The sequence below is a fragment of the Nocardioides sp. GY 10127 genome (assembly GCF_004919085.1).
Taxonomy (GTDB): domain Bacteria; phylum Actinomycetota; class Actinomycetes; order Propionibacteriales; family Nocardioidaceae; genus Nocardioides.
The window spans coordinates 331,866-349,622 of the sequence record NZ_STGL01000008.1 but is presented as its reverse complement, the minus strand read 5'-3'; the positions used below and the strand labels follow the sequence as shown (position 1 = coordinate 349,622).

Here is a 17,757-nt window from a genome sequence, read left to right as displayed (position 1 = left end):
CCCGGGCGGCCCTCACCGGCCGCCCGGGGGTCCTGTCGTTCCGGGCCGCGCAGCGGGACGGAGTGGACTGGCCATTCGGCCGCGCGACAGCGGAGTCAGGTGCATAGTGACGCCGTCGGTCTCGGTGGGAGGTGTGCAGGTGGGTCTCGGGGAATGGTGGGCACGGCTGAGGGGTCGGGGTCCGGTCGGGCCTCAGCCGGCTCGGAAGACGTCGTCCGAGGGGAACGGTGTCCGGCCACGAGCCGCGGGAGATCCCTTCGGGTCGTCCGCGCGCTACGCAGTCCTGGACGTCGAGACGACCGGACTGTCACCGCAACGGGACCGGATCGTCGAGATCGCCATCGTCACCACCGACGAGTACGGCCGAGTGCTGGGTGAGTGGTCGACGCGAGTCAACCCGCAGGGTCCCGTGGGCGCGACTCACATCCACGGCATCACGGCCGCCGACGTGGCCGGTGCTCCCACGTTCGAGGCGCTGGTCCCCGAGGTCAGCACCCGCCTTGCCAGCCTGGCCGTGGTGGCGCACCACGCCCGCTTCGACCTGGCCTTCCTGCGAGCCGAGTACGAAAGGGCTGGGTGGCTGCTGCCGCACCTGCCTGCGATGTGCACGCTGCAGGCGTCCGAGTACCACCTCCCCGCGCTGGAGCGCCGGCGACTGGCGGACTGCTGCTGGGCGGTCGGGCACCCGCTGACCTCCGCCCACTCCGCCCTGGGCGACGCTCGAGCCACGGCCTTCCTGCTCGCGGCCTACATGCACCCCACGTGGGGGCGGGCTCCGTTGCTCGAGCACCGGGACCTGCCACGGGTCGCGGCCGCGGTGCGATGGCCGACGGGCCCCACGGGAACGACACGGTCACCAGCAGCTCGGCCGAGCGCCGTCGCGAGGAAGTCCGCCCCGCCGAGGACCGCTGCCCACCAGGCGAGGGAGGCCACCTCTGCCCAGCGGCGCGAGCTGGCAGCGCTGGTCGAGCGGTTCAGCCTGGACGACGCCTTGGACGAAGGCGCGCCGGAACTGTCGATCCCCTACCTGGAGAAGCTCGCGGAGGTGCTCGAGGACGGCGAGATCACTGCGGAGGAGGCGACCGACCTCGAGGCGGTGGCGGCCGTGGAGGGGCTCGATGACGCGTCCGTGGCTCTGGCCCATCGGGCCTTCGTCCAGGCGCTCGCTCACGAGGCGCTGCGCGACGGGGTCGTCACCAGAGCGGAGCGGCAGGAGCTGACCGGGGTGGCAACCCTCCTGCACGTCCCGAGCAGGGCGGTCGCCGCTCTGCTGGAGACGGCCGAGAGCGCCAGGAATGCGCGGTTGGCTGTGGGTCTGACCCCGCTGCCTGCGGACTGGAGGTGGGGGGAGCCCCTCCGGGTGGGGGACAAGATCGCGATCACAGGCTGTGACGACGCCTGGCGGACCAGGACCGAGGCCGCTGCCGAGAAGCGAGGCGTGCGTGTCATGGCCTCGGTCTCCCGCCGAACGGCTCTGCTCGTGTCGGACGGTGCCGTGGCCGGTGTGAAGGCGTCGCGAGCGGACGAGCTGGGTGTCCGCGTCGTCGCTCCTGACGTGTTCGACCAGTTGCTGCGACACCTCCAGCCTCAGACGTCGGTGACGCCGAGGACGGGTGCCGAGCCTGGCCCGCGGGTCGATGAACCCGTTGTCCGCGCGGTCTCATCCGAAGCCGAGCCGCTGCCGCCCCCCGCGGTGGTGCCTGCCTGGGCTCGGGAGGCTGGCTTGGAGGTCGGCGTCCGTGGGAGGCTGCCCGTCGAGGTCAGCGAGGCGTACCGACGCGCTCACGCCACCGTCTGATCGCGTCAGAGGGTGGGGCGGTGCCAGCGCAGCGCCTCGGTGAGCGGCACCGAGTCGACGTCCGCGGCGGTGAGGCGGACGCTCGCGCCGCCGAGCTGCTGGAGCGCGAGCTCCCAGCCCAGGCGGCCGGCGACGCCCTGCACCTCGACCAGCACGTAGGGGCTGGCGAGGTCGAAGGTGTGCCGGTGGGAGCCGGTCCGCACCTCGAGGAGGCCGTGCTTCAGCCGCACGTGCACGGGCGTGGTGCGGGCGCGGGCGATCCAGAGCGCCGCGACGGCGAGCCCGAGCACGGCCACGGCCACGGCGTCCGCGGGGCGACCCGAGGCGGTGGCCACGACGGCGGCTGCCGCGGTGGCGGCCACGGCGACGACCAGCGCCCCCGTCGCCAGCGAGTGGACACGGCGCCGCGGGGTCAGCACGAGGTCGGGGGAGGGGCCGCTGCGGCCAGGGTGCCGCCCGGGGCGCGGGCTGCGGGGGATGAGCGGGAGCCCGCCGGGCAGCCCGTGGGGCAGGCCGGTCGCGGTGGCTGCCGGCCGGCGGGGGCCGGTGCTGCGCGGCAACCAGATCCCCGGCGCGACGTCCTGGACGGCGGCGCCCGGCTCGGGTGAGGGCCCGGGGACGTCCGCGGGGCCGGTGGAGCGGCTCGAGGCGCGCGGAAGCGCCTCGGGGGCCGGGTCGGCGGCCGCCTCCCGTTCCGGTGGCTCCATGGTCCGAGAGTAGGGGTCCGCCGGGTCTCCCGTCGTCCCCCAATTCAGGAAACGCCTGTACTGGCACAGTCCTCAGGTGTCGGTCACCCCGGCCGAGGCGGCGTAGTCGATGACGTGGCCGGGTGGGGTCAGCGCTCCGGCAGGAGTCGCGGGCGCGCGGCGAGGACACCCGCGTTCACCGCCACGACGAGCCCCGCGGCGACCGCCACCCAGCGCAGGCCGGCCGTGTCCAGGACGAGGCCGCCCACCGCGGACCCCACGGCGATGCCGCAGTTCGACGTCGCGTTGACCCAGGCGCCGGCCATCTCGGGGCTGGCGTCGCGGGCGCGCACCGCGGCCGTCTGGAACAGCGTCGGCACCGCCCCGAACGCCGTGGTCCACACGAGGCCGAGGCCGAGCACCAGGACGGTCGCCGGGAAGGTCGCGCCGATCAGCAGCATCGCGGCGGCGATCGCCGACACGCAGGTCAGCAGGGTCGCCCGCAGGTGTGCGTCGATGAACCGGCTCGCGATGCCCAGGCCCACGAGCCCGGCCGCGCCGAACACGAGCAGCACCCCGCCGAGGAGCCCGGCGGGGGTGCGGGCGCCGAGCAGCAGCGTGCTCACGTAGGTGTAGAGCACGTACTGCCCGATGAACAGGGTCAGGTTCAGGGCGGCGACGGCGCCCAGCCGTCGCCCGATGACCCGCGGTCTGCCGGTGGGCGCGTCCGGCTCCACCCGCGGCAGGACGACGGCCGCCAGCACCAGGAGGAGCACCGCCAGGACCGCGAGCACCGAGAACGTCACGCGCCACCCGACGGCGTGGCCGAGCGCGGTGCCGAGCGGCACGCCGAGCACGAACCCGGCCGACGCCCCCGTCGAGACCAGGGCGAGGGACGCGCCCGTCCGTCCCGGGGGAGCCAGCCGGGCGGCGAGCCCGATGCAGACGGAGAAGAACAGGGCGTGCACGAGGCCCCCGACGGCGCGGCCCGCGGCGACCATCGCGAAGCTCGTGGCGGTGGCCACCAGCACGTTGCTGACGGCGTAGCCGGCCAGCGTCGCCAGCAGGAGCGCGCGGGCGCCGATGCGGCGGGTCAGCAGGGTCAGGGGGATGGCGAAGAGCGCCACCATGAGCGCGTAGACGCTGACCAGCAGACCGGTGGTCGCCGGGGAGACCGCGAACCTGTCGCCGATCTCGGGCAGCAGTCCGACCGGGAGGAGCTCCGTCGTCAGCGCCACGAACTGCGAGGCGGCGAGCACCAGGAGCCGCGGGAGCTGTCGCGAGTCGGCCGCGTCGGGGGCGACGGGGCTGCGTCGGGTGTCGGTCACGGCCGCAGTCAACCCCCGGAGCCGCGTCCACCACGAAACGGCGGCGCTAGCCCTCCAGGGCGCGCCGCAGCGCGGGCAGGACGGACTCCGCGTCCCGCGGCGTGCGCAGCACGAGGACGGTGGTGCCGGGGTCGTCCGCCGGTCCGGACCCGGCCGCGACCACCGCCATGGCGTCGGCGAACGCGGCGCGGGCCCGCGCGTCCACCTCGGGCCCGGTGGTCGCGCTGCGCAGCCAGGCGCGCAGCACGTGGTTGTGGGCGGTGCTCACGGACGCCGCCAGGAGCTCGGCGCGCAGGTCCGATCCCGGCTCCTCGCCGGTCCAGCCGCGCAGGGCGTCGCGGAAGACCCGCTGGTAGCGCAGGGAGCTGGCGGCCTCGCGGTCGCGCAGGGTGGGGACGTCGCGGATGAGGCGGTACCGCGCCCGCGCCAGCTCGCCCTCGGCCAGGTAGTGGGCGAGGACGAGACCCGTGGCGTCCGTGACGTCCGAGAGCGTGGTGGTGCCGGACAGGGGAGCGGCCAGCCGGGCCCGCACCCGCGCGAGGATCTCGTCGTGGTCGGGGAAGACCACGTCCTCCTTGGTGCCGAACGCGCGGAAGAACGTGGTGCGGCCGACGCCGGCCGCGGCGGCGATCTCGCCGACGGTCGTGGACTCGTAGCCCTGGGCGTCGAAGAGGCGGAAGGCCTCCTCGCGCAGCCGGTCGCGGGCGCTGGCGCCGGTGGCGGTGGTCGCCTCGGTCATGGCTGGTCTCCTCTCCGGCCGACGCCGTCGTCGTGCCGGTCATGGTGCCTCGCCCGGCCCGTCCGTCCGCGATCGAGGCGCGGGCGTGGGGCGGGACGATCTCCTGAGCGGACGCCGTCGTCCGACATCCGCCCCTTGGAAACGCTTGGTGATACGCAGTTCCAGGAGTAAGGTACTCCGTACCAAGCGAAAGGAAGTGGCGTGGGACACATCGAGCGGGTCGGGGTCGTCGGATGCGGCCTCATGGGGGCGGGCATCGCGGAGGTCTCGGCGCGGGCCGGGCTGGACGTGGTCGTCGTCGAGTCGACGCAGGCGGCGGCCGACGCGGGACTCTCCCGGCTGGAGTCCTCGCTGAAGCGGGCCGAGACGCGCGGCAAGATCGAGTCCGCCGCCGACGTCCTGGGTCGCATCACCCTCGCCACCGACCTGGAGGCGCTCGCGTCCCGCGACCTCGTGGTCGAGGCGATCGTCGAGGACGAGACGGCGAAGGTGGAGCTGTTCCGCACGCTCGACCGCGTCGTCGCCGGCGAGGACGCGATCCTCGCCTCCAACACGTCCTCGATCCCGATCATGAAGCTCGGCACCGTCACCCGACGCCCCGAGCAGGTCATCGGCATCCACTTCTTCAACCCGGTGCCGGTCCTGGCGCTGGTCGAGCTGGTGCCGAGCCTGCTCACCAGCGACGAGGTCACCGACCGCGCGCGGGCCTTCGCCGGCGAGCAGCTCGGCAAGCACCCGATCCTCAGCCAGGACCGGGCCGGCTTCGTCGTCAACCAGCTCCTGGTCCCGTTCATCCTCTCCGCGATCCGGATGCTCGAGTCGGGCTTCGCCTCGGCCGAGGACATCGACAACGGCCTGGTGCTGGGCGCCGCGCACCCGCAGGGGCCGCTCGCGCTGGCCGACCTCATCGGCCTCGACACGACCAAGGCCGTCGCGGAGTCGCTGTACGAGGAGTTCAAGGAGCCCCTCTACGCCCCGCCGCCGCTGCTGGCCCGCATGGTCGACGCCGGCCTCCTGGGCCGCAAGACCGGCCGCGGCTTCTACACGTACTGACCCACCCACCGCCAGGCCCGCAGCGTCGCGGGCGAGGAGGAGAACCACCCGATGTCCGACTTCCCCATGTACGGCCTCTCCGAGGAGCAGCAGGCGGTCCGTGAGGCCGTCCGCGAGCTCGCGGACGCCAAGATCGCGCCGTTCGCCGCGGAGGTGGACGAGCAGGCCCGCTACCCGCACGAGGCCGCGGCCGCGCTGCTGGCGTCCGACTTCCACGCCCCGCACGTGCCCGAGGAGTTCGGCGGCGCCGGCGCCGACGCGCTGTCCACCGTCATCGTGATCGAGGAGGTCGCGCGGGCCTGCGCGTCGTCCTCGCTGATCCCGGCCGTGAACAAGCTCGGCTCGCTGCCGCTGATGATCGCCGGTTCCGAGGAGCTGAAGAAGCACTACCTCGGGGCGCTCGCCCGCGGCGAGGGCGGCTTCTCCTACTGCCTCTCCGAGCCGGAGGCCGGCTCCGACGCCGTCTCCATGAAGACCCGCGCCGTGCGCGACGGCGACCACTGGGTCCTCAACGGCACCAAGCGCTGGATCACCAACGCGGGGGAGTCGCAGTTCTACACGGTCATGGCCGTCACCGACCCCGACGCCCGCTCGAAGGGTATCTCCGCGTTCGTGGTGGAGAAGTCGGACGCCGGCGTCTCCTTCGGCGCCCCCGAGAAGAAGCTCGGCATCAAGGGCTCGCCGACCCGCGAGGTGTACCTCGACAACGTCCGCATCCCGGCCGACCGGATGATCGGCGCCGAGGGCACCGGCTTCGCCACCGCCATGAGGACGCTCGACCACACCCGCGTCACCATCGCCGCCCAGGCCGTCGGCATCGCCCAGGGCGCCCTGGACTACGCGCTCGGCTACGCCAAGGAGCGCCAGCAGTTCGGGAAGCCGATCGCCGACTTCCAGGGCCTCCAGTTCATGCTCGCCGACATGGGCATGAAGGTGGAGGCGGCCCGCCAGATGACGTACGCCGCCGCCGGACGCTCCGAGCGCGGCGACGCCGACCTCACCTTCTTCGGCGCGGCCGCCAAGGCCTTCGCCTCCGACACCGCCATGCAGGTCACCACGGACGCGGTCCAGGTGCTCGGCGGCTACGGGTTCACCCGCGACTACCCGGTCGAGCGGATGATGCGCGACGCCAAGATCACCCAGATCTACGAGGGGACCAACCAGGTCCAGCGGATCGTGATGGCGCGCCAGCTCCTCGCCGGCGTGCAGTCGGAGCTCTGAGCAGGCATGACCGAGAAGATCCTCCTCGTCGACGGCGCCCGCACGCCCGTCGGCTCGTTCGGCGGCGTCCTCAAGGACGTCCCGGCCCACGAGCTCGGCGCGGCCGCCGCGACGGCGGCCCTCGAGCGCTCCGGCGTGCCGGCCGAGGCGGTCCAGGAGGTCGTCATGGGCTGCATCGGCCAGGTCGGCCCGGACGCCTACAACGCCCGCCGCGTCTCCGTCACGGCCGGGCTCCCGACGTCCACGCCCGCCTACACCGTCAACCGCCTGTGCGGCTCCGGCCTCCAGGCGATCTGGTCGGCGGCCATGGAGATGCGCTGGAACGGCCTCGACGTGGCCCTGGCCGGCGGCGACGAGTCGATGTCCCGCATGCCCTTCTACGACTTCGGCGCGCGCAACGGCTACCGCCTCGGCGACCGCGCTCTCGTCGACGGCACCGTGATGATGCTGACCGACCCGTTCCACGGCATCCACATGGGCGTCACCGCCGAGAACGTCGCGAACAGGTACGGCGTGAGCCGCGAGGAGCAGGACGAGTTCGCGCTCCTCTCCCAGCAGCGCGCCGCGACCGACGCGGCCCGCGCCGCCTTCGCCGAGGAGATCGTCGCGGTCTCCACCGGCGGGCGCCGACCCGTGACCGTCGAGACCGACGAGCACCCCAAGCCGGGCACGACCCTCGAGGCGCTGGCCGGCCTGCGGCCCGCGTTCGCGAAGGACGGCTCGGTCACCGCCGGGAACGCCTCCGGCATCAACGACGGCGCCGCGGCGCTCGTCCTGGCTTCGGAGAGGGCCGTCGCCGAGCGCGGGCTCTCCCCGATGGTGGAGCTGGTGGCCGTGACCACCGGCGCCATGGAGCCCGAGCTCATGGGGTACGCCCCGGTGCTCGCGCTCCAGGCCCTGTTCGAGAAGACGGGCACCAGCCCCTCGGACATCGGCTCGGTCGAGCTCAACGAGGCGTTCGCCTCGCAGGCGCTCGCGGTGATCCGCGACGCGAAGCTCGACCCCGAGCGGGTCAACCCCTACGGCGGAGCCATCGCGCTCGGTCACCCCGTGGGCGCCACCGGCGCGATCCTCTCCCTGAGGGTCGCGAAGGACATGGTGCGCCGCGACCTCGAGCTCGGCATCGTCACGATGTGCATCGGCGGCGGCCAGGCCCTGGCCGCCCTCTTCCGGAGGGTCTGAACATGACTGTCACCACCGTTCCCACCACGTCCGCCGCCACCACCGCGCCGCGGGTCACCGCGCGGCTCGGCACCATGACCCCGGCCGTGCCGGCCCCGACCGGACGGACCACCGCGCCGACCCGTCGCCCGGCGCCCGGCGCCCCTGCCCGGCCCGCGGCGCGCCCCGCCGTGCGTCCTGGTGCCCGCCCTGTCGGTCGTGGCGCCGCTGCACCGGCCGGCGCTCCTGCCGGCGCTCCTGCCGCCGGGGCGGGTGCCGCGGCCACCGCCGCGCCGCGACGCCTCCCGGCCTGGTTCGTCACCGGCCCGATGATCGAGTTCACCGTCCACGGCGACCCGGTCTCCCAGGGTGGCCTCGTGCACGCCAAGCGGCTGGGCACCACCGTGACGGCCTGCGGGATGCCCGCGCTGACCTGGGAGAAGGCCTACGAGCGGGCCTTCCCGCTGCCCGGCGCGGCCGCGTGCCGCGACTGCCACGACGTCGTCGCCGCCCAGCTCGAGCGCGCGCGCCGCGGGGGTCGCTGACCCGCAGCCCCCTGTCGCCACCGGACGCCGGTCACCCCACCTCGGGGTGACCGGCGTCTCGTCGTCCGGGTGGAATGAGGTCGCGTGGATCGGGGTTCCGAATAAGTGGAAGGCATCCTTCCACTTATCTGTCACCGATCTGAGGAGCCCTTGTGAGCCAGGCATCAGCCACTCCCTCGCAGGCCGCAGCCGGCGCGAACCACCGCTGGTGGATCCTCGCCGTCCTGGGCCTCGCCCAGCTGGTCGTCGTCCTCGACGCCACCATCGTCAACATCGCCCTCCCCGACGCCCAGGCCGACCTGGGCTTCGGGGACGCCTCCCGCCAGTGGATCGTCACCGGCTACTCCCTGGCCTTCGGGTCCCTCCTGCTGCTCGGCGGTCGCCTCACCGGCATGCTGGGCCGCCGCAACACGCTGATGATCGGGGCGGTCGGCTTCGCGCTGGCCAGCGCGGTCGGCGGCGCGGCACCCAGCTTCGAGGTGCTCGTCGGTGCCCGCGTCGCGCAGGGCGTCTTCGGCGCGCTGCTCGCGCCGTCCACCCTCTCCCTGATGACCGTGACCTTCGCCGGCAGCAAGGGCCGCGACAAGGCGTTCGCCGTCTTCGGCGCCATCGCCGGCGGTGGCGGCGGCGTCGGGCTGCTGCTCGGCGGGCTGCTCACGGAGTACGTCTCGTGGCGCTGGTGCATGTACGTGAACCTGTTCATGGTCGCCGTCGTCGTCCTCGGCGCGTTCGTCTTCATCCCGCAGCAGCCGCGTGAGGACCAGGGCCACGGGCTCGACCTGCGCGGCGCGGTCCTCTCGTTCGTCGGCGTCTTCGCGCTCGTCCTCGGCTTCGCCCAGTCCGAGACCGACGGCTGGGCCTCGATCACCTCGTGGCTCCCGCTCGCCGTCGGCGTCCTCGCCCTGGTCGCCTTCGGCCTGGCCGAGCACCGCAGCACCCACCCGCTCCTGCCGCTGCGCGTCCTCGCCGACCGCTCCCGCGGGGCGTCCTACCTCACCGTCCTGATCGCCGCGATCTCGATGTTCGGCGTCTTCCTCTTCCTCACCTACTACCTGCAGGAGACCCTCGGCTTCTCGCCGATCCGCTCCGGCGTCGCCTTCCTGCCGATGGTCGGCTCGATCCTCGTGACCGCCCCCGTCGTCGGTGCGGTGCTGCGCCCCCGCGTCGGCCCCCGCCCGCTCGTGCCCCTCGGCGCGCTCATCGCGGCGTCCGGCATGCTCTGGCTGACCCAGATCGGGGTCCACACCGCCTACCTCACCCACGTCCTGCCCGGGCTCGTGCTGTTCGGCGTCGGCATGGGCTTCGTGTTCTCGAACGCGATGAACTCCGCCACGAACAACGTGCGGCGTGAGGACGCCGGCGTGGCCAGCGCGGTCGTCAACACCTCCCAGCAGGTCGGCGGCTCGATCGGCACCTCGCTGCTCTCCAGCATCGCGGCGTCCGCCGCCACCGCCTACGCCGTCGACCACGCCTCCGACGCCGACGTCGCGATGGCGGCCGCGGTCCACAGCTACGCCACTGCGTTCGCCTGGTCGGCCGCGTTCTTCCTGGTCGCCGGCGTGCTGGCGGCGATCCTCTACCCGTCCGGCGCCCCCTCGGGCGACGCGGACTCCCACGCCGCCCCCGGCGAGGCGGCCGGCGAGGCGGCCGGCCCCCGGCACCTGTCGGCGCACCCCGCGGGCGTCCACAAGGACGGCGTGCCGACGCACGCCGGTGCGGGTGCCCCGTCCGGCTCCTCGGCCGGCTCCTCGGCCGGCTCCTCGTCCGGCAGCGCCGGGCACCGGGGCTAGGGTCCGGTCATGGCACTGCGGGCCGACGCGGCGGCGAACCGCGAACGACTCCTCGTCGCCGCCCGCGAGGTGTTCGCCGAGGACGGCCTCGAGTCCACGATGACCGAGGTCGCCCGGCGCGCGGGCGTGGGGGTGGGGACCCTCTACCGGAGGTTCCCCACCCGCGCCGACCTCGTCCTCGCCGTGGCCGGCCAGCGGGTCGCGGCACTCGTCGACACCGCCGAGCGCGCCCTCGCCGAGGAGGACGCCTGGGAGGGCTTCCTCCTCATGCTCCGCACCCTCGTCGACGCGTTCGGGGAGGACAGGGCGCTGCGGGAGCTCATCATGCAGACCAAGGACGACGGGCTGCCGGCCTCGCTCGCGGACGAGGCCCGGGTCAGCGCCGACCGGCTCCGCGCCGGCATCGCGGCCCTGGTGGCCCGGGCCCACGCCGACGGCGGGCTGACCGAGCGGTTCACCCCCACCGACGTGCCGGTGCTCGTCACCGCGCTGCTGGCGGCCCGCGAGTTCGGGGGCGACGTCCGCGACGATCTCGACCGGCGGCTCGTCGGTCTCCTCCTCGACGGCCTGCGCCCCGGCCTGCCGGCGCACGCGGGCCACGAGCGGTTCCTGGCGGTGCCGCCGCTGGAGCCGGCCGAGCTCCAGCAGATCATGCGGGCGCGGCCGGGCGAGGGTCGCTGAAGGGTCCTCGGGGTCGCTCCCCGGGCCGGCGGCCTCAGCCGCCGAGCGTCGTCTCGAGTCGGCCCAGCAGGTGGGCGAACCACAGGTCGTAGTCCAGCACCGCCTGGTTGAAGTGGCCGAACAGCTCCAGCGAGACGGCGCCGACCAGCGCCGACCAGGCCGCGAGTCCGTCCGCGGTGCGGCCGGCCTCGATGACCGGCCCGTGGCCGGCGTCCGCGAGGGCCGAGGAGACCGGGAGCAGCGCCTGCGCGAGCGCGGGCTCGGGGGTCCGCCCCCTGCCTTCGTCGCCGGCCTCCGCTCCGGCCTCCACGCCGGCTGTCTGCCGGTCCTGGAGCAGTCGCAGGAACGGCGCCACAACCCGGGTGGCCGGGCCGACCGTGGTCTCGGGCGCGGCGTACCCCGGCACCGGGCTGCCGTACAGCAGGGCCCACCGGTGCGGCTGTGCCCGCGCCCAGTCCCGCAGCGCGTGGCCGAGGGCGTGCCAGCGGCGCCCGAGGTCGTCCTCGGGTCGCTGGCTCGCCTCGAGGGCGTCGGCGAGGTCGTCGTACCCGGCGACCAGCAGCAGCGTGAGGAGGGCGTCGCGCGAGTCGACGTACCGGTAGACCGCCGAGCTCGCCATGCCGAGGTCGCGCGCGACGGCGCGCAGCGACAGTGCCGCGGGGCCCACCTCGGCGAGCTGCTGCTCGGCGCGCTCGAGGATCGCCCGGGTCAGCTCGACGCGGGCGCGCTCGCGGGCGGTGCGGGGGGCGGGCTCGTCCATCGCCCCCGATGGTGCCGTGCGAGAGCGCTGCACGCAAATGAGAGCAGTGCTCTTGCGTTTGCCTGCGGGCGGGTCCATGCTCGGTTTCGAGAGCAGTGCTCTCGAAGTTGTCGGAAGCGAACGAGGAGCGGACATGAGCAGGTACGTCGTGGTGGGGGCCGGGCCGGTGGGGCGGGAGACGGCGCGTCTCCTGGCCGAGCGCGGCGAGGAGGTGCTGCTGGCGAGCCGCAGCGGCCGGGGCGAGGAGGTGCCCGGGGCCCGACGCGTGGCCGTCGACGCGGCGGACGCCGAGGCGCTCACCGGGCTCGTCCAGGGCGCGAGCGCCTTCTTCAACTGCGTGAACCCCGGCGACTACACGCGCTGGGAGCGGGCGTGGCCGCCGGTCGCCGCCGCCCTCCTGACCGCGGCCGAGCGCACGGGCGCGCTCCTCGCGGTGACCGGGAACCTGTACCCGTACGGGCCGGTCGACGGGCCCATGACCGAGGACCTCCCGGACCGGCCGAACGGGCACAAGTCGGCCCTGCGGGCCCGGATGTCCGCGGACGCGTTCGCCCTGCACGAGGCGGGGCGCGCCCACGTCGTCGAGGTGCGCGGCTCGGACTACACGGGCCGCGGGGTCCGCGGCAACGGCCACCTCACCCTGGCCGGCTCCATGGCCATCGGCGGCCGGACCGCCTGGATGATCGGCGACCCCGGCGTGCTGCACTCCTGGACCAACGTGACCGACATGGCCCGCGCGCTCGTCGCGGTCGCCGACGCCCCTCGGACCTGGGGGCGCGTCTGGCACGCGCCGACCAACCCGGCGCGCAGCGGGCGCGACGCCGTCGCCGACCTCTGCCGCGCCGCCGGCGTGCCGGTGCGCGGGGTCCGCGGCTTCCCGCCGGGGACCCTCGGCCTCGGCGGGCTCGCCGTGCCGCTGCTGCGCGAGCTGAAGGAGACCGCGTACCAGTTCCGCCGCGACTACGTCCTCGACTCCTCAGCGATCACCCGCGAGCTCGGCCTGGCCCCGACCCCGTGGGAGGAGTCCTGCCGCGTCACCGCCGAGGACCTGCTCGCCCAGCGGGCCGAGCGCGCCGCGGCCTGAGGCTGCTCCGCGGCGCCGGTGCCCCCCGGGTGCCCGCGACGTCATGCGTCTGGGTGTGTCTCAGGGGCGGTTCGTATGACGTCCGGTGGGGCCGGGCGCGGCGGGGGTGGGACGTCATACGTCCGGGTGCGTCCCAGGGGCGGTTCGTATGACGTCCGGTGGGGTTGGGCGCGGCGCGGCCGCCGCGAGGAGGTCAGACGTAGCGCTCGAGGATCGTGGACTCGGCCAGCCGGGAGAGGCCCTCGCGGACGCTGCGGGCACGCAGCTCGCCGACGCCCTCGACGGCCTGGAGGTCGTCGATGCCGGCGGCGAGCAGCTTCTGCAGCGTCCCGAAGTGGTCGACCAGCCGGTCGACGACCGCGCCCGGGAGGCGCGGGACCTTGGCGAGCAGCCGGTAGCCGCGCGGTGCGACCGCGCCGTCCAGGTGCTCCCCGTTGCCCAGGCCGAGGATCTTCGCCGCGGCGGCGGGGTCGACGAGCTCGGTGGCGGTGAGCGCGGCCATCGCGGCGAGCGGGCCGTCGGGGGCCTCCTCGCGGCGGTCCGCGGGCAGGTAGTCGCGGACGACGAGCTCGCGCTCGGCGTCCACCCCGGTGACGAGCTCCTCCAGCTGCAGCGAGAGCAGGCGCCCGTCGGTGCCGAGCTCGAGGACGTAGTCCTCGATCTCCCGCGCGATGCGGGTGACCATCTCCAACCGCTGGGCGACGACCGCGACGTCGCGGACGGTCGCGAGGTCCTCGATCTCGAGCGCCGACAGGGTGCTGGTGACCTCGTCGAGGCGCATCTTGTAGCGCTCGAGGGTCGCGAGGGCCTGGTTGGCGCGGGAGAGGATCTGCCCGGAGTCCTCCAGGACGTGCCGGGTCTCGCCCACGTAGGCCGCGATGATCTGCATCGACTGGGACACCGAGATGACCGGGTGACCCGTCTGCCGGGCGACCCGGTCGGCCGTGCGGTGCCGCGTGCCCGTCTCGCTGGAGGGGATCGTGTGGTCCGGCATCAGGTGCACCGCGGCGCGCAGGATGCGCGTGAGGTCGGCGTTCACGATGATCGCGCCGTCCATCTTCGCCAGCTCCCGCAGGCCGGTGGCGGTGAACGGGACGTCGAGGGTGAACCCGCCGGTGGCGATGCCCTCGACCACCTTGTCGTGGCCGAGGACGATGAGCGCGCCGGTGCGCCCGCGCAGGATGCGCTCGAGGCCGTCGCGCAGGGACGTGCCGGGGGCGATCTTGGCGAGCGTCTCGCGCAGCCGCAGGACGTCGTCGGAGCGGTCGTTGGCGGGCACGGTCCTCCTTGGGGAGATGGCGCTGGGGGGTCCGCGGTGGAGTGGTGTGAGTGTAGGCCGTCGCGGCTCCTTGACGGCGATCGTCCCGCCGCGGGTCGCCCGGCGTGCCGGTCCGTGCGCCGGGCGGTGGCCGGGGCGTGACCGAGGTGGGTGGTGACCGGGGCGGGTAGGGACGTCAGCCGTGCTGCGGGCCCAGCCCGACCAGGCCCAGCGCCTGCCGGACGGTCGGGGCCTCGACGACGGCCATCCCCTCCACCTCACGCCGGCCCGGGCGGCTGCCCGGCTCGGGCGGCACGACGGCCAGCGAGAAGCCGAGCCGGGCAGCCTCGGCGAGCCGCTGCGGCAGGTCTCGGACCCGACGGAGCTCGCCCGAGAGGCCGATCTCGCCGATGGCCACCAGCCCCTTGCCGGGTGCCTCGCCGCGGAACGAGGAGGTGAGCGCGATGGCGGTCGCGAGGTCGCTGGCCGGTTCGTGCAGCCTGGCCCCGCCGACGGTGGAGACGAAGACGTCCTGCCGGGGCATGGGCAGGTCGCAGTGCTTCTCGAGGACGGCGAGGACCATCGCGACGCGGGAGCTGTCGAGGCCGGAGAACGCGCGGCGGGGCTTCTCGGTGGACTGGCTGGAGACCAGCGCCTGGACCTCGGCCAGCATGGGCCGGCGGCCCTCCATCGTCACCGCGACGCAGGTCCCCGAGACGAGGGCGTGGTGCTGCTCGACGAAGAGGCCGGTGGGGTCGGCGACGGCGAGGATGCCGGACTGGGCGAGCTCGAAGCAGCCCACCTCGTCCACCGGCCCGAAGCGGTTCTTCATCGCCCGGACCATCCGGAACCGCGAGTTGCGGTCGCCCTCGAAGTGGAGGACGACGTCGACCAGGTGCTCGAGCACGCGAGGCCCGGCGATGGAGCCGTCCTTGGTGACGTGGCCGACCAGCACGGTCGTGATGTTGCGGGTCTTCGCCACCCGGATGAGGGCCGCGGCGACCTCCTTGACCTGGGTGACGCCGCCCGGGACGCCGTCGATGCCAGCGGCGCCGATGGTCTGCACCGAGTCGACGACCAGCAGCTCGGGCCGGACCTGCTCGATGTGCGTGAGCAGCGCGCCGAGGTCGGTCTCGGCGGCGAGGTAGAGCTCCTCCTGCACGGTGCCCGTGCGGTCCGCGCGCAGCCGCACCTGCGAGGCCGACTCCTCGCCCGTCACGTAGAGCGTGCGCCGCCGGTAGCGGGCGGTCTGTGCCGCCACCTCCAGCAGCAGCGTCGACTTGCCGACGCCCGGCTCGCCGGCGAGCAGGATCGCGGCGCCCGGGACGAGGCCGCCGCCGAGCACGCGGTCGAGCTCCGGGACGCCGGAGCTGCGGAACGCCGACTCCTCCACCGAGACCGACCCGATGGGCACGGCCGGGGTCGCCACGGGTGCCGCCTCCGTGCGGGGTGCGGGGGAGGCGGCCGCCTCGGCCACGGAGCCCCACGCCTGGCACTCGCCGCAGCGTCCGACCCACTTCACGGTCTCCCACCCGCACTCCGAGCAGCGGTACGCGGGGCGGGTGCGGGCGGTGGATCGGGCCATGGCGCAGACCCTAGGCGGCGGCGCCGACAGGGGCGGCGGGCCGGGTGGTGCGGCGGGGCCGGGAGCCGGCCACGGGCCACCGGGACGTGCGGCCCAGGTCACGCCTCGGGCGGGCCGCCGCGTCGATATGCTCACGAGGTGAAGGCGTGACCCGGGGCACACCCGGGCCGGCAGAGGGGAGTGGAGGTGGCGATGGCGCGCGGTGCACGCACCCCGTCCGGCCCGCCGACGCTCGCGGACGTCGCGGAGCGCGCCGGGGTCTCCCGGCAGACCGTCTCGAACGCGGTCAACAACCCCGACCTCCTGCGGGCCGACACGCTGGCCCGCGTCCAGGCCGCGATCGCGGACCTCGGCTACCTGCCCAACCGGGCGGCGCGGAACCTGCGCACCCGGACGTCGCACCTGATCGGCCTGCGCATCCAGCCCGCCCAGGAGGGCACGGCCAACGCGACGATGGACCGCTTCGTCCACTCGCTGGTCGAGACCTCGCGGGAGGCCGGCTACCACGTCCTCCTGTTCACGGGTGATCCCACGGACCCGCTCGCGGGCTACGACGACCTGCTCCGGTCGACGGCGGTCGACGCGTTCGTCGTGACCGACACCTACCTCGGCAACCCGCAGGCCATGTGGCTCGACCAGCGCCGCGCACCCTTCGTCGCCTTCGGCCGGCCCTGGCAGCAGCCGGGTGCCACGCACGCGTGGGTCGACGTCGACGGGGCGGCCGGGGTCGCCCTCGCCACCGACCACCTCCTCGACAAGGGCCACCGGCGCGTCGCCTGGATCGGCTGGCGCAAGGACTCGGCCATCGGCGAGGACCGTCGCTCCGGCTGGACCCGGGCCATGCACCTGCGCGACCTGCCGACGACGGGGCTCGCCTCGCGGGTCGAGGACACGGTGACGTCGGGACGCAGCGCGGCCGGCGTCCTGCTCGACGAGGCCGCGCCCACCGCCTTCGTGTGCGCCTCCGACACCCTCGCCATGGGCGTGCTGCACGCCCTGGCGGAGCGCGGCCTGCGGGCGGGCGACGACGTGGCCGTGGTGGGCTTCGACGACAGCCAGGTCGCCCAGGTCGTCCGCCCTGGCCTCTCCTCCGTGCGCCAGCCGCTGGAGCAGGTGGCGGTCGAGATCGTGGCGACCCTCGAGGGGCTGCTCGCGCACCCCGCGGTGCCGCAGGCGCAGGGCGTGCTGCTCACGCCCACGCTCGAGGTGCGCGACACCTCGGGCCCGGTGCGCGGCTGAGCCGCTACCAGGTGCGGTGCCAGAGGTTCACCGCGTAGTCCACGGTGAGCGGCGCGCCGGCCGCGCGGTGCTCGCCGAGCACCTCCTCGGCGACCGGCGCGGGGAGCTCGATGCGGACGACGGCCTCGAGGTCCTCGAGGGACTCGAACTCCCACCGGGTCAGCACCGGCACGCGGGCGAACCCCTGCGCCTCCCAGAAGGCCTCGACGACGGCCGGGGCATGGAACTGCGGGTAGCCGCGGCGGAACCAGCCGCCGAACGTCGAGCGGGTGGCGTCGTTGTCGATGACGAACGCGGTGCCCCCGGGGCGCAGGACGCGCGCCACCTCGGCGAGCCCGGGCTCGCAGCCGGGGCCGAAGAAGTAGGCCCAGCGGGCGTGGACGACGTCCACCGACGCCGCCGGCAGGCCGGTGGCCTGGGCGGTGCCCTCCAGGACGCGGACGTGCTCGAGGCGGCGGGTGCGCCGGGCGGCGATCGCGCGGAGGTCGGGGTGCGGCTCGACGCCGGCCACGCTCGCGGCGGCACGCCCGAGGCGCGGGAGGTGGAAGCCGGAGCCGCAGCCGAGGTCGAGGACGTCGGTGCCGGCCCAGTCGCGGACGCCGCGCATCGCCTGCTCGACGAGCCCGTCGGGGTCGAAGGCCCGGTTCTCGGTCTCGTAGACGTCGGTGTGGTGCCAGATGTTCGGGCTCGGGCGCGTGCCCTCCGGCAGCCGCTCGCGCAGCTCGTCCGGGACGCCGGCCCACGGCTGCGCGCCGGGCCCCGAGCCCTCCGGGGCGGTCGCGCGGCCGTCGTCCTGCCCGCGCTCGGGTGCCTGGCCGCTCACGGCTGG

General features: G+C 74.7%; 16 protein-coding genes. 9 read left to right on the top strand and 7 right to left on the bottom strand.

Annotated elements, in window-relative coordinates:
• Nucleotides 1–106 precede the first annotated feature (106 nt).
• Nucleotides 107–1,798, top strand: coding sequence for an exonuclease domain-containing protein (locus E8D37_RS16250; protein WP_136570842.1), 1,692 nt, complete (start codon nt 107–109; stop codon nt 1,796–1,798).
• Nucleotides 1,799–1,803: 5 nt separating this feature from the next.
• Here E8D37_RS16250 and E8D37_RS16245 read toward each other — a convergent pair whose 3' ends face one another.
• The 3 genes from E8D37_RS16245 to E8D37_RS16235 form a co-directional block, all read right to left on the bottom strand.
• Nucleotides 1,804–2,505: a hypothetical protein gene (locus tag E8D37_RS16245; protein WP_136570841.1), complete on the bottom strand. Its 702-nt coding sequence runs from the start codon at nt 2,503–2,505 to the stop codon at nt 1,804–1,806.
• Between the two features lie 128 nt (nt 2,506–2,633).
• A complete protein-coding gene (locus E8D37_RS16240; RefSeq protein ID WP_168929788.1) occupies nt 2,634–3,812 on the bottom strand; it encodes an MFS transporter in 1,179 nt (392 codons plus the stop codon).
• 46 nt (nt 3,813–3,858) lie between these two features.
• Nucleotides 3,859–4,551: a TetR/AcrR family transcriptional regulator gene (locus E8D37_RS16235; protein WP_136570839.1), complete on the bottom strand. Its 693-nt coding sequence runs from the start codon at nt 4,549–4,551 to the stop codon at nt 3,859–3,861.
• A gap of 210 nt (nt 4,552–4,761) precedes the next feature.
• Between E8D37_RS16235 and E8D37_RS16230 the strand changes: the two genes are divergently transcribed.
• The 6 genes from E8D37_RS16230 to E8D37_RS16200 all read left to right on the top strand — a co-directional run bounded on the left by E8D37_RS16230 (nt 4,762) and on the right by E8D37_RS16200 (nt 11,002).
• Nucleotides 4,762–5,604, top strand: coding sequence for a 3-hydroxybutyryl-CoA dehydrogenase (locus tag E8D37_RS16230; protein WP_136570965.1), 843 nt, complete (start codon nt 4,762–4,764; stop codon nt 5,602–5,604).
• Nucleotides 5,605–5,655: 51 nt separating this feature from the next.
• On the top strand, nt 5,656–6,825 hold the full coding sequence (locus tag E8D37_RS16225) for an acyl-CoA dehydrogenase family protein (RefSeq protein WP_136570838.1): 1,170 nt from the start codon (nt 5,656–5,658) through the stop codon (nt 6,823–6,825).
• 6 nt (nt 6,826–6,831) lie between these two features.
• Complete coding sequence (locus E8D37_RS16220) at nt 6,832–8,007, top strand: thiolase family protein (RefSeq protein WP_136570837.1); 1,176 nt, start codon at nt 6,832–6,834, stop codon at nt 8,005–8,007.
• Nucleotides 8,008–8,009: 2 nt separating this feature from the next.
• Nucleotides 8,010–8,531, top strand: a complete 522-nt coding sequence (locus tag E8D37_RS19940; RefSeq protein WP_168929787.1) for a hypothetical protein — start codon at nt 8,010–8,012, stop codon at nt 8,529–8,531.
• A gap of 152 nt (nt 8,532–8,683) precedes the next feature.
• A complete protein-coding gene (locus tag E8D37_RS16205; RefSeq protein ID WP_136570835.1) occupies nt 8,684–10,321 on the top strand; it encodes an MFS transporter in 1,638 nt (545 codons plus the stop codon).
• Nucleotides 10,322–10,330: 9 nt separating this feature from the next.
• On the top strand, nt 10,331–11,002 hold the full coding sequence (locus tag E8D37_RS16200) for a TetR/AcrR family transcriptional regulator (RefSeq protein ID WP_136570834.1): 672 nt from the start codon (nt 10,331–10,333) through the stop codon (nt 11,000–11,002).
• A gap of 34 nt (nt 11,003–11,036) precedes the next feature.
• On the opposite strand, the gene E8D37_RS16195 is transcribed toward E8D37_RS16200, so the two are convergent.
• On the bottom strand, nt 11,037–11,762 hold the full coding sequence (locus E8D37_RS16195; protein WP_136570833.1) for a TetR/AcrR family transcriptional regulator: 726 nt from the start codon (nt 11,760–11,762) through the stop codon (nt 11,037–11,039).
• A gap of 133 nt (nt 11,763–11,895) precedes the next feature.
• On the opposite strand from E8D37_RS16195, the gene E8D37_RS16190 reads away from it, so the two are divergent.
• A complete protein-coding gene (locus E8D37_RS16190) occupies nt 11,896–12,846 on the top strand; it encodes an NAD-dependent epimerase/dehydratase family protein (RefSeq protein WP_136570832.1) in 951 nt (316 codons plus the stop codon).
• Nucleotides 12,847–13,039: 193 nt separating this feature from the next.
• Here E8D37_RS16190 and disA read toward each other — a convergent pair whose 3' ends face one another.
• On the bottom strand, nt 13,040–14,125 hold the full coding sequence (disA, locus tag E8D37_RS16185; protein ID WP_136570831.1) for a DNA integrity scanning diadenylate cyclase DisA: 1,086 nt from the start codon (nt 14,123–14,125) through the stop codon (nt 13,040–13,042).
• A gap of 175 nt (nt 14,126–14,300) precedes the next feature.
• On the bottom strand, nt 14,301–15,689 hold the full coding sequence (gene radA / locus E8D37_RS16180) for a DNA repair protein RadA (protein ID WP_136570830.1): 1,389 nt from the start codon (nt 15,687–15,689) through the stop codon (nt 14,301–14,303).
• Between the two features lie 192 nt (nt 15,690–15,881).
• On the opposite strand from radA, the gene E8D37_RS16175 reads away from it, so the two are divergent.
• Entirely contained in the window at nt 15,882–16,928 is a 1,047-nt protein-coding gene (locus E8D37_RS16175; protein ID WP_136570829.1) for a LacI family DNA-binding transcriptional regulator, read from the top strand.
• A 4-nt stretch (nt 16,929–16,932) separates the two neighbouring features.
• On the opposite strand, the gene E8D37_RS16170 is transcribed toward E8D37_RS16175, so the two are convergent.
• Nucleotides 16,933–17,751 carry a class I SAM-dependent methyltransferase gene (locus tag E8D37_RS16170; protein WP_240770501.1) on the bottom strand — a complete coding sequence of 273 codons (819 nt, stop codon included), beginning with the start codon at nt 17,749–17,751 and terminating at the stop codon, nt 16,933–16,935.
• Between the last annotated feature and the right edge of the window lie 6 nt (nt 17,752–17,757).

Excerpts from the sequence above, each read along its gene's own strand:
- E8D37_RS16245 (WP_136570841.1), bottom strand. The coding sequence starts at position 2,505 with ATGGAGCCACCGGAACGGGAGGCGGCCGCCGACCCGGCCCCCGAGGCG.
- E8D37_RS16235 (WP_136570839.1), bottom strand. The coding sequence starts at position 4,551 with ATGACCGAGGCGACCACCGCCACCGGCGCCAGCGCCCGCGACCGGCTG.
- E8D37_RS16225 (WP_136570838.1), top strand. The coding sequence starts at position 5,656 with ATGTCCGACTTCCCCATGTACGGCCTCTCCGAGGAGCAGCAGGCGGTC.
- E8D37_RS16220 (WP_136570837.1), top strand. The coding sequence starts at position 6,832 with ATGACCGAGAAGATCCTCCTCGTCGACGGCGCCCGCACGCCCGTCGGC.
- E8D37_RS19940 (WP_168929787.1), top strand. The coding sequence starts at position 8,010 with ATGACTGTCACCACCGTTCCCACCACGTCCGCCGCCACCACCGCGCCG.
- E8D37_RS16200 (WP_136570834.1), top strand. The coding sequence starts at position 10,331 with ATGGCACTGCGGGCCGACGCGGCGGCGAACCGCGAACGACTCCTCGTC.
- E8D37_RS16195 (WP_136570833.1), bottom strand. The coding sequence starts at position 11,762 with ATGGACGAGCCCGCCCCCCGCACCGCCCGCGAGCGCGCCCGCGTCGAG.
- E8D37_RS16190 (WP_136570832.1), top strand. The coding sequence starts at position 11,896 with ATGAGCAGGTACGTCGTGGTGGGGGCCGGGCCGGTGGGGCGGGAGACG.
- radA (WP_136570830.1), bottom strand. The coding sequence starts at position 15,689 with ATGGCCCGATCCACCGCCCGCACCCGCCCCGCGTACCGCTGCTCGGAG.
- E8D37_RS16175 (WP_136570829.1), top strand. The coding sequence starts at position 15,882 with ATGGCGCGCGGTGCACGCACCCCGTCCGGCCCGCCGACGCTCGCGGAC.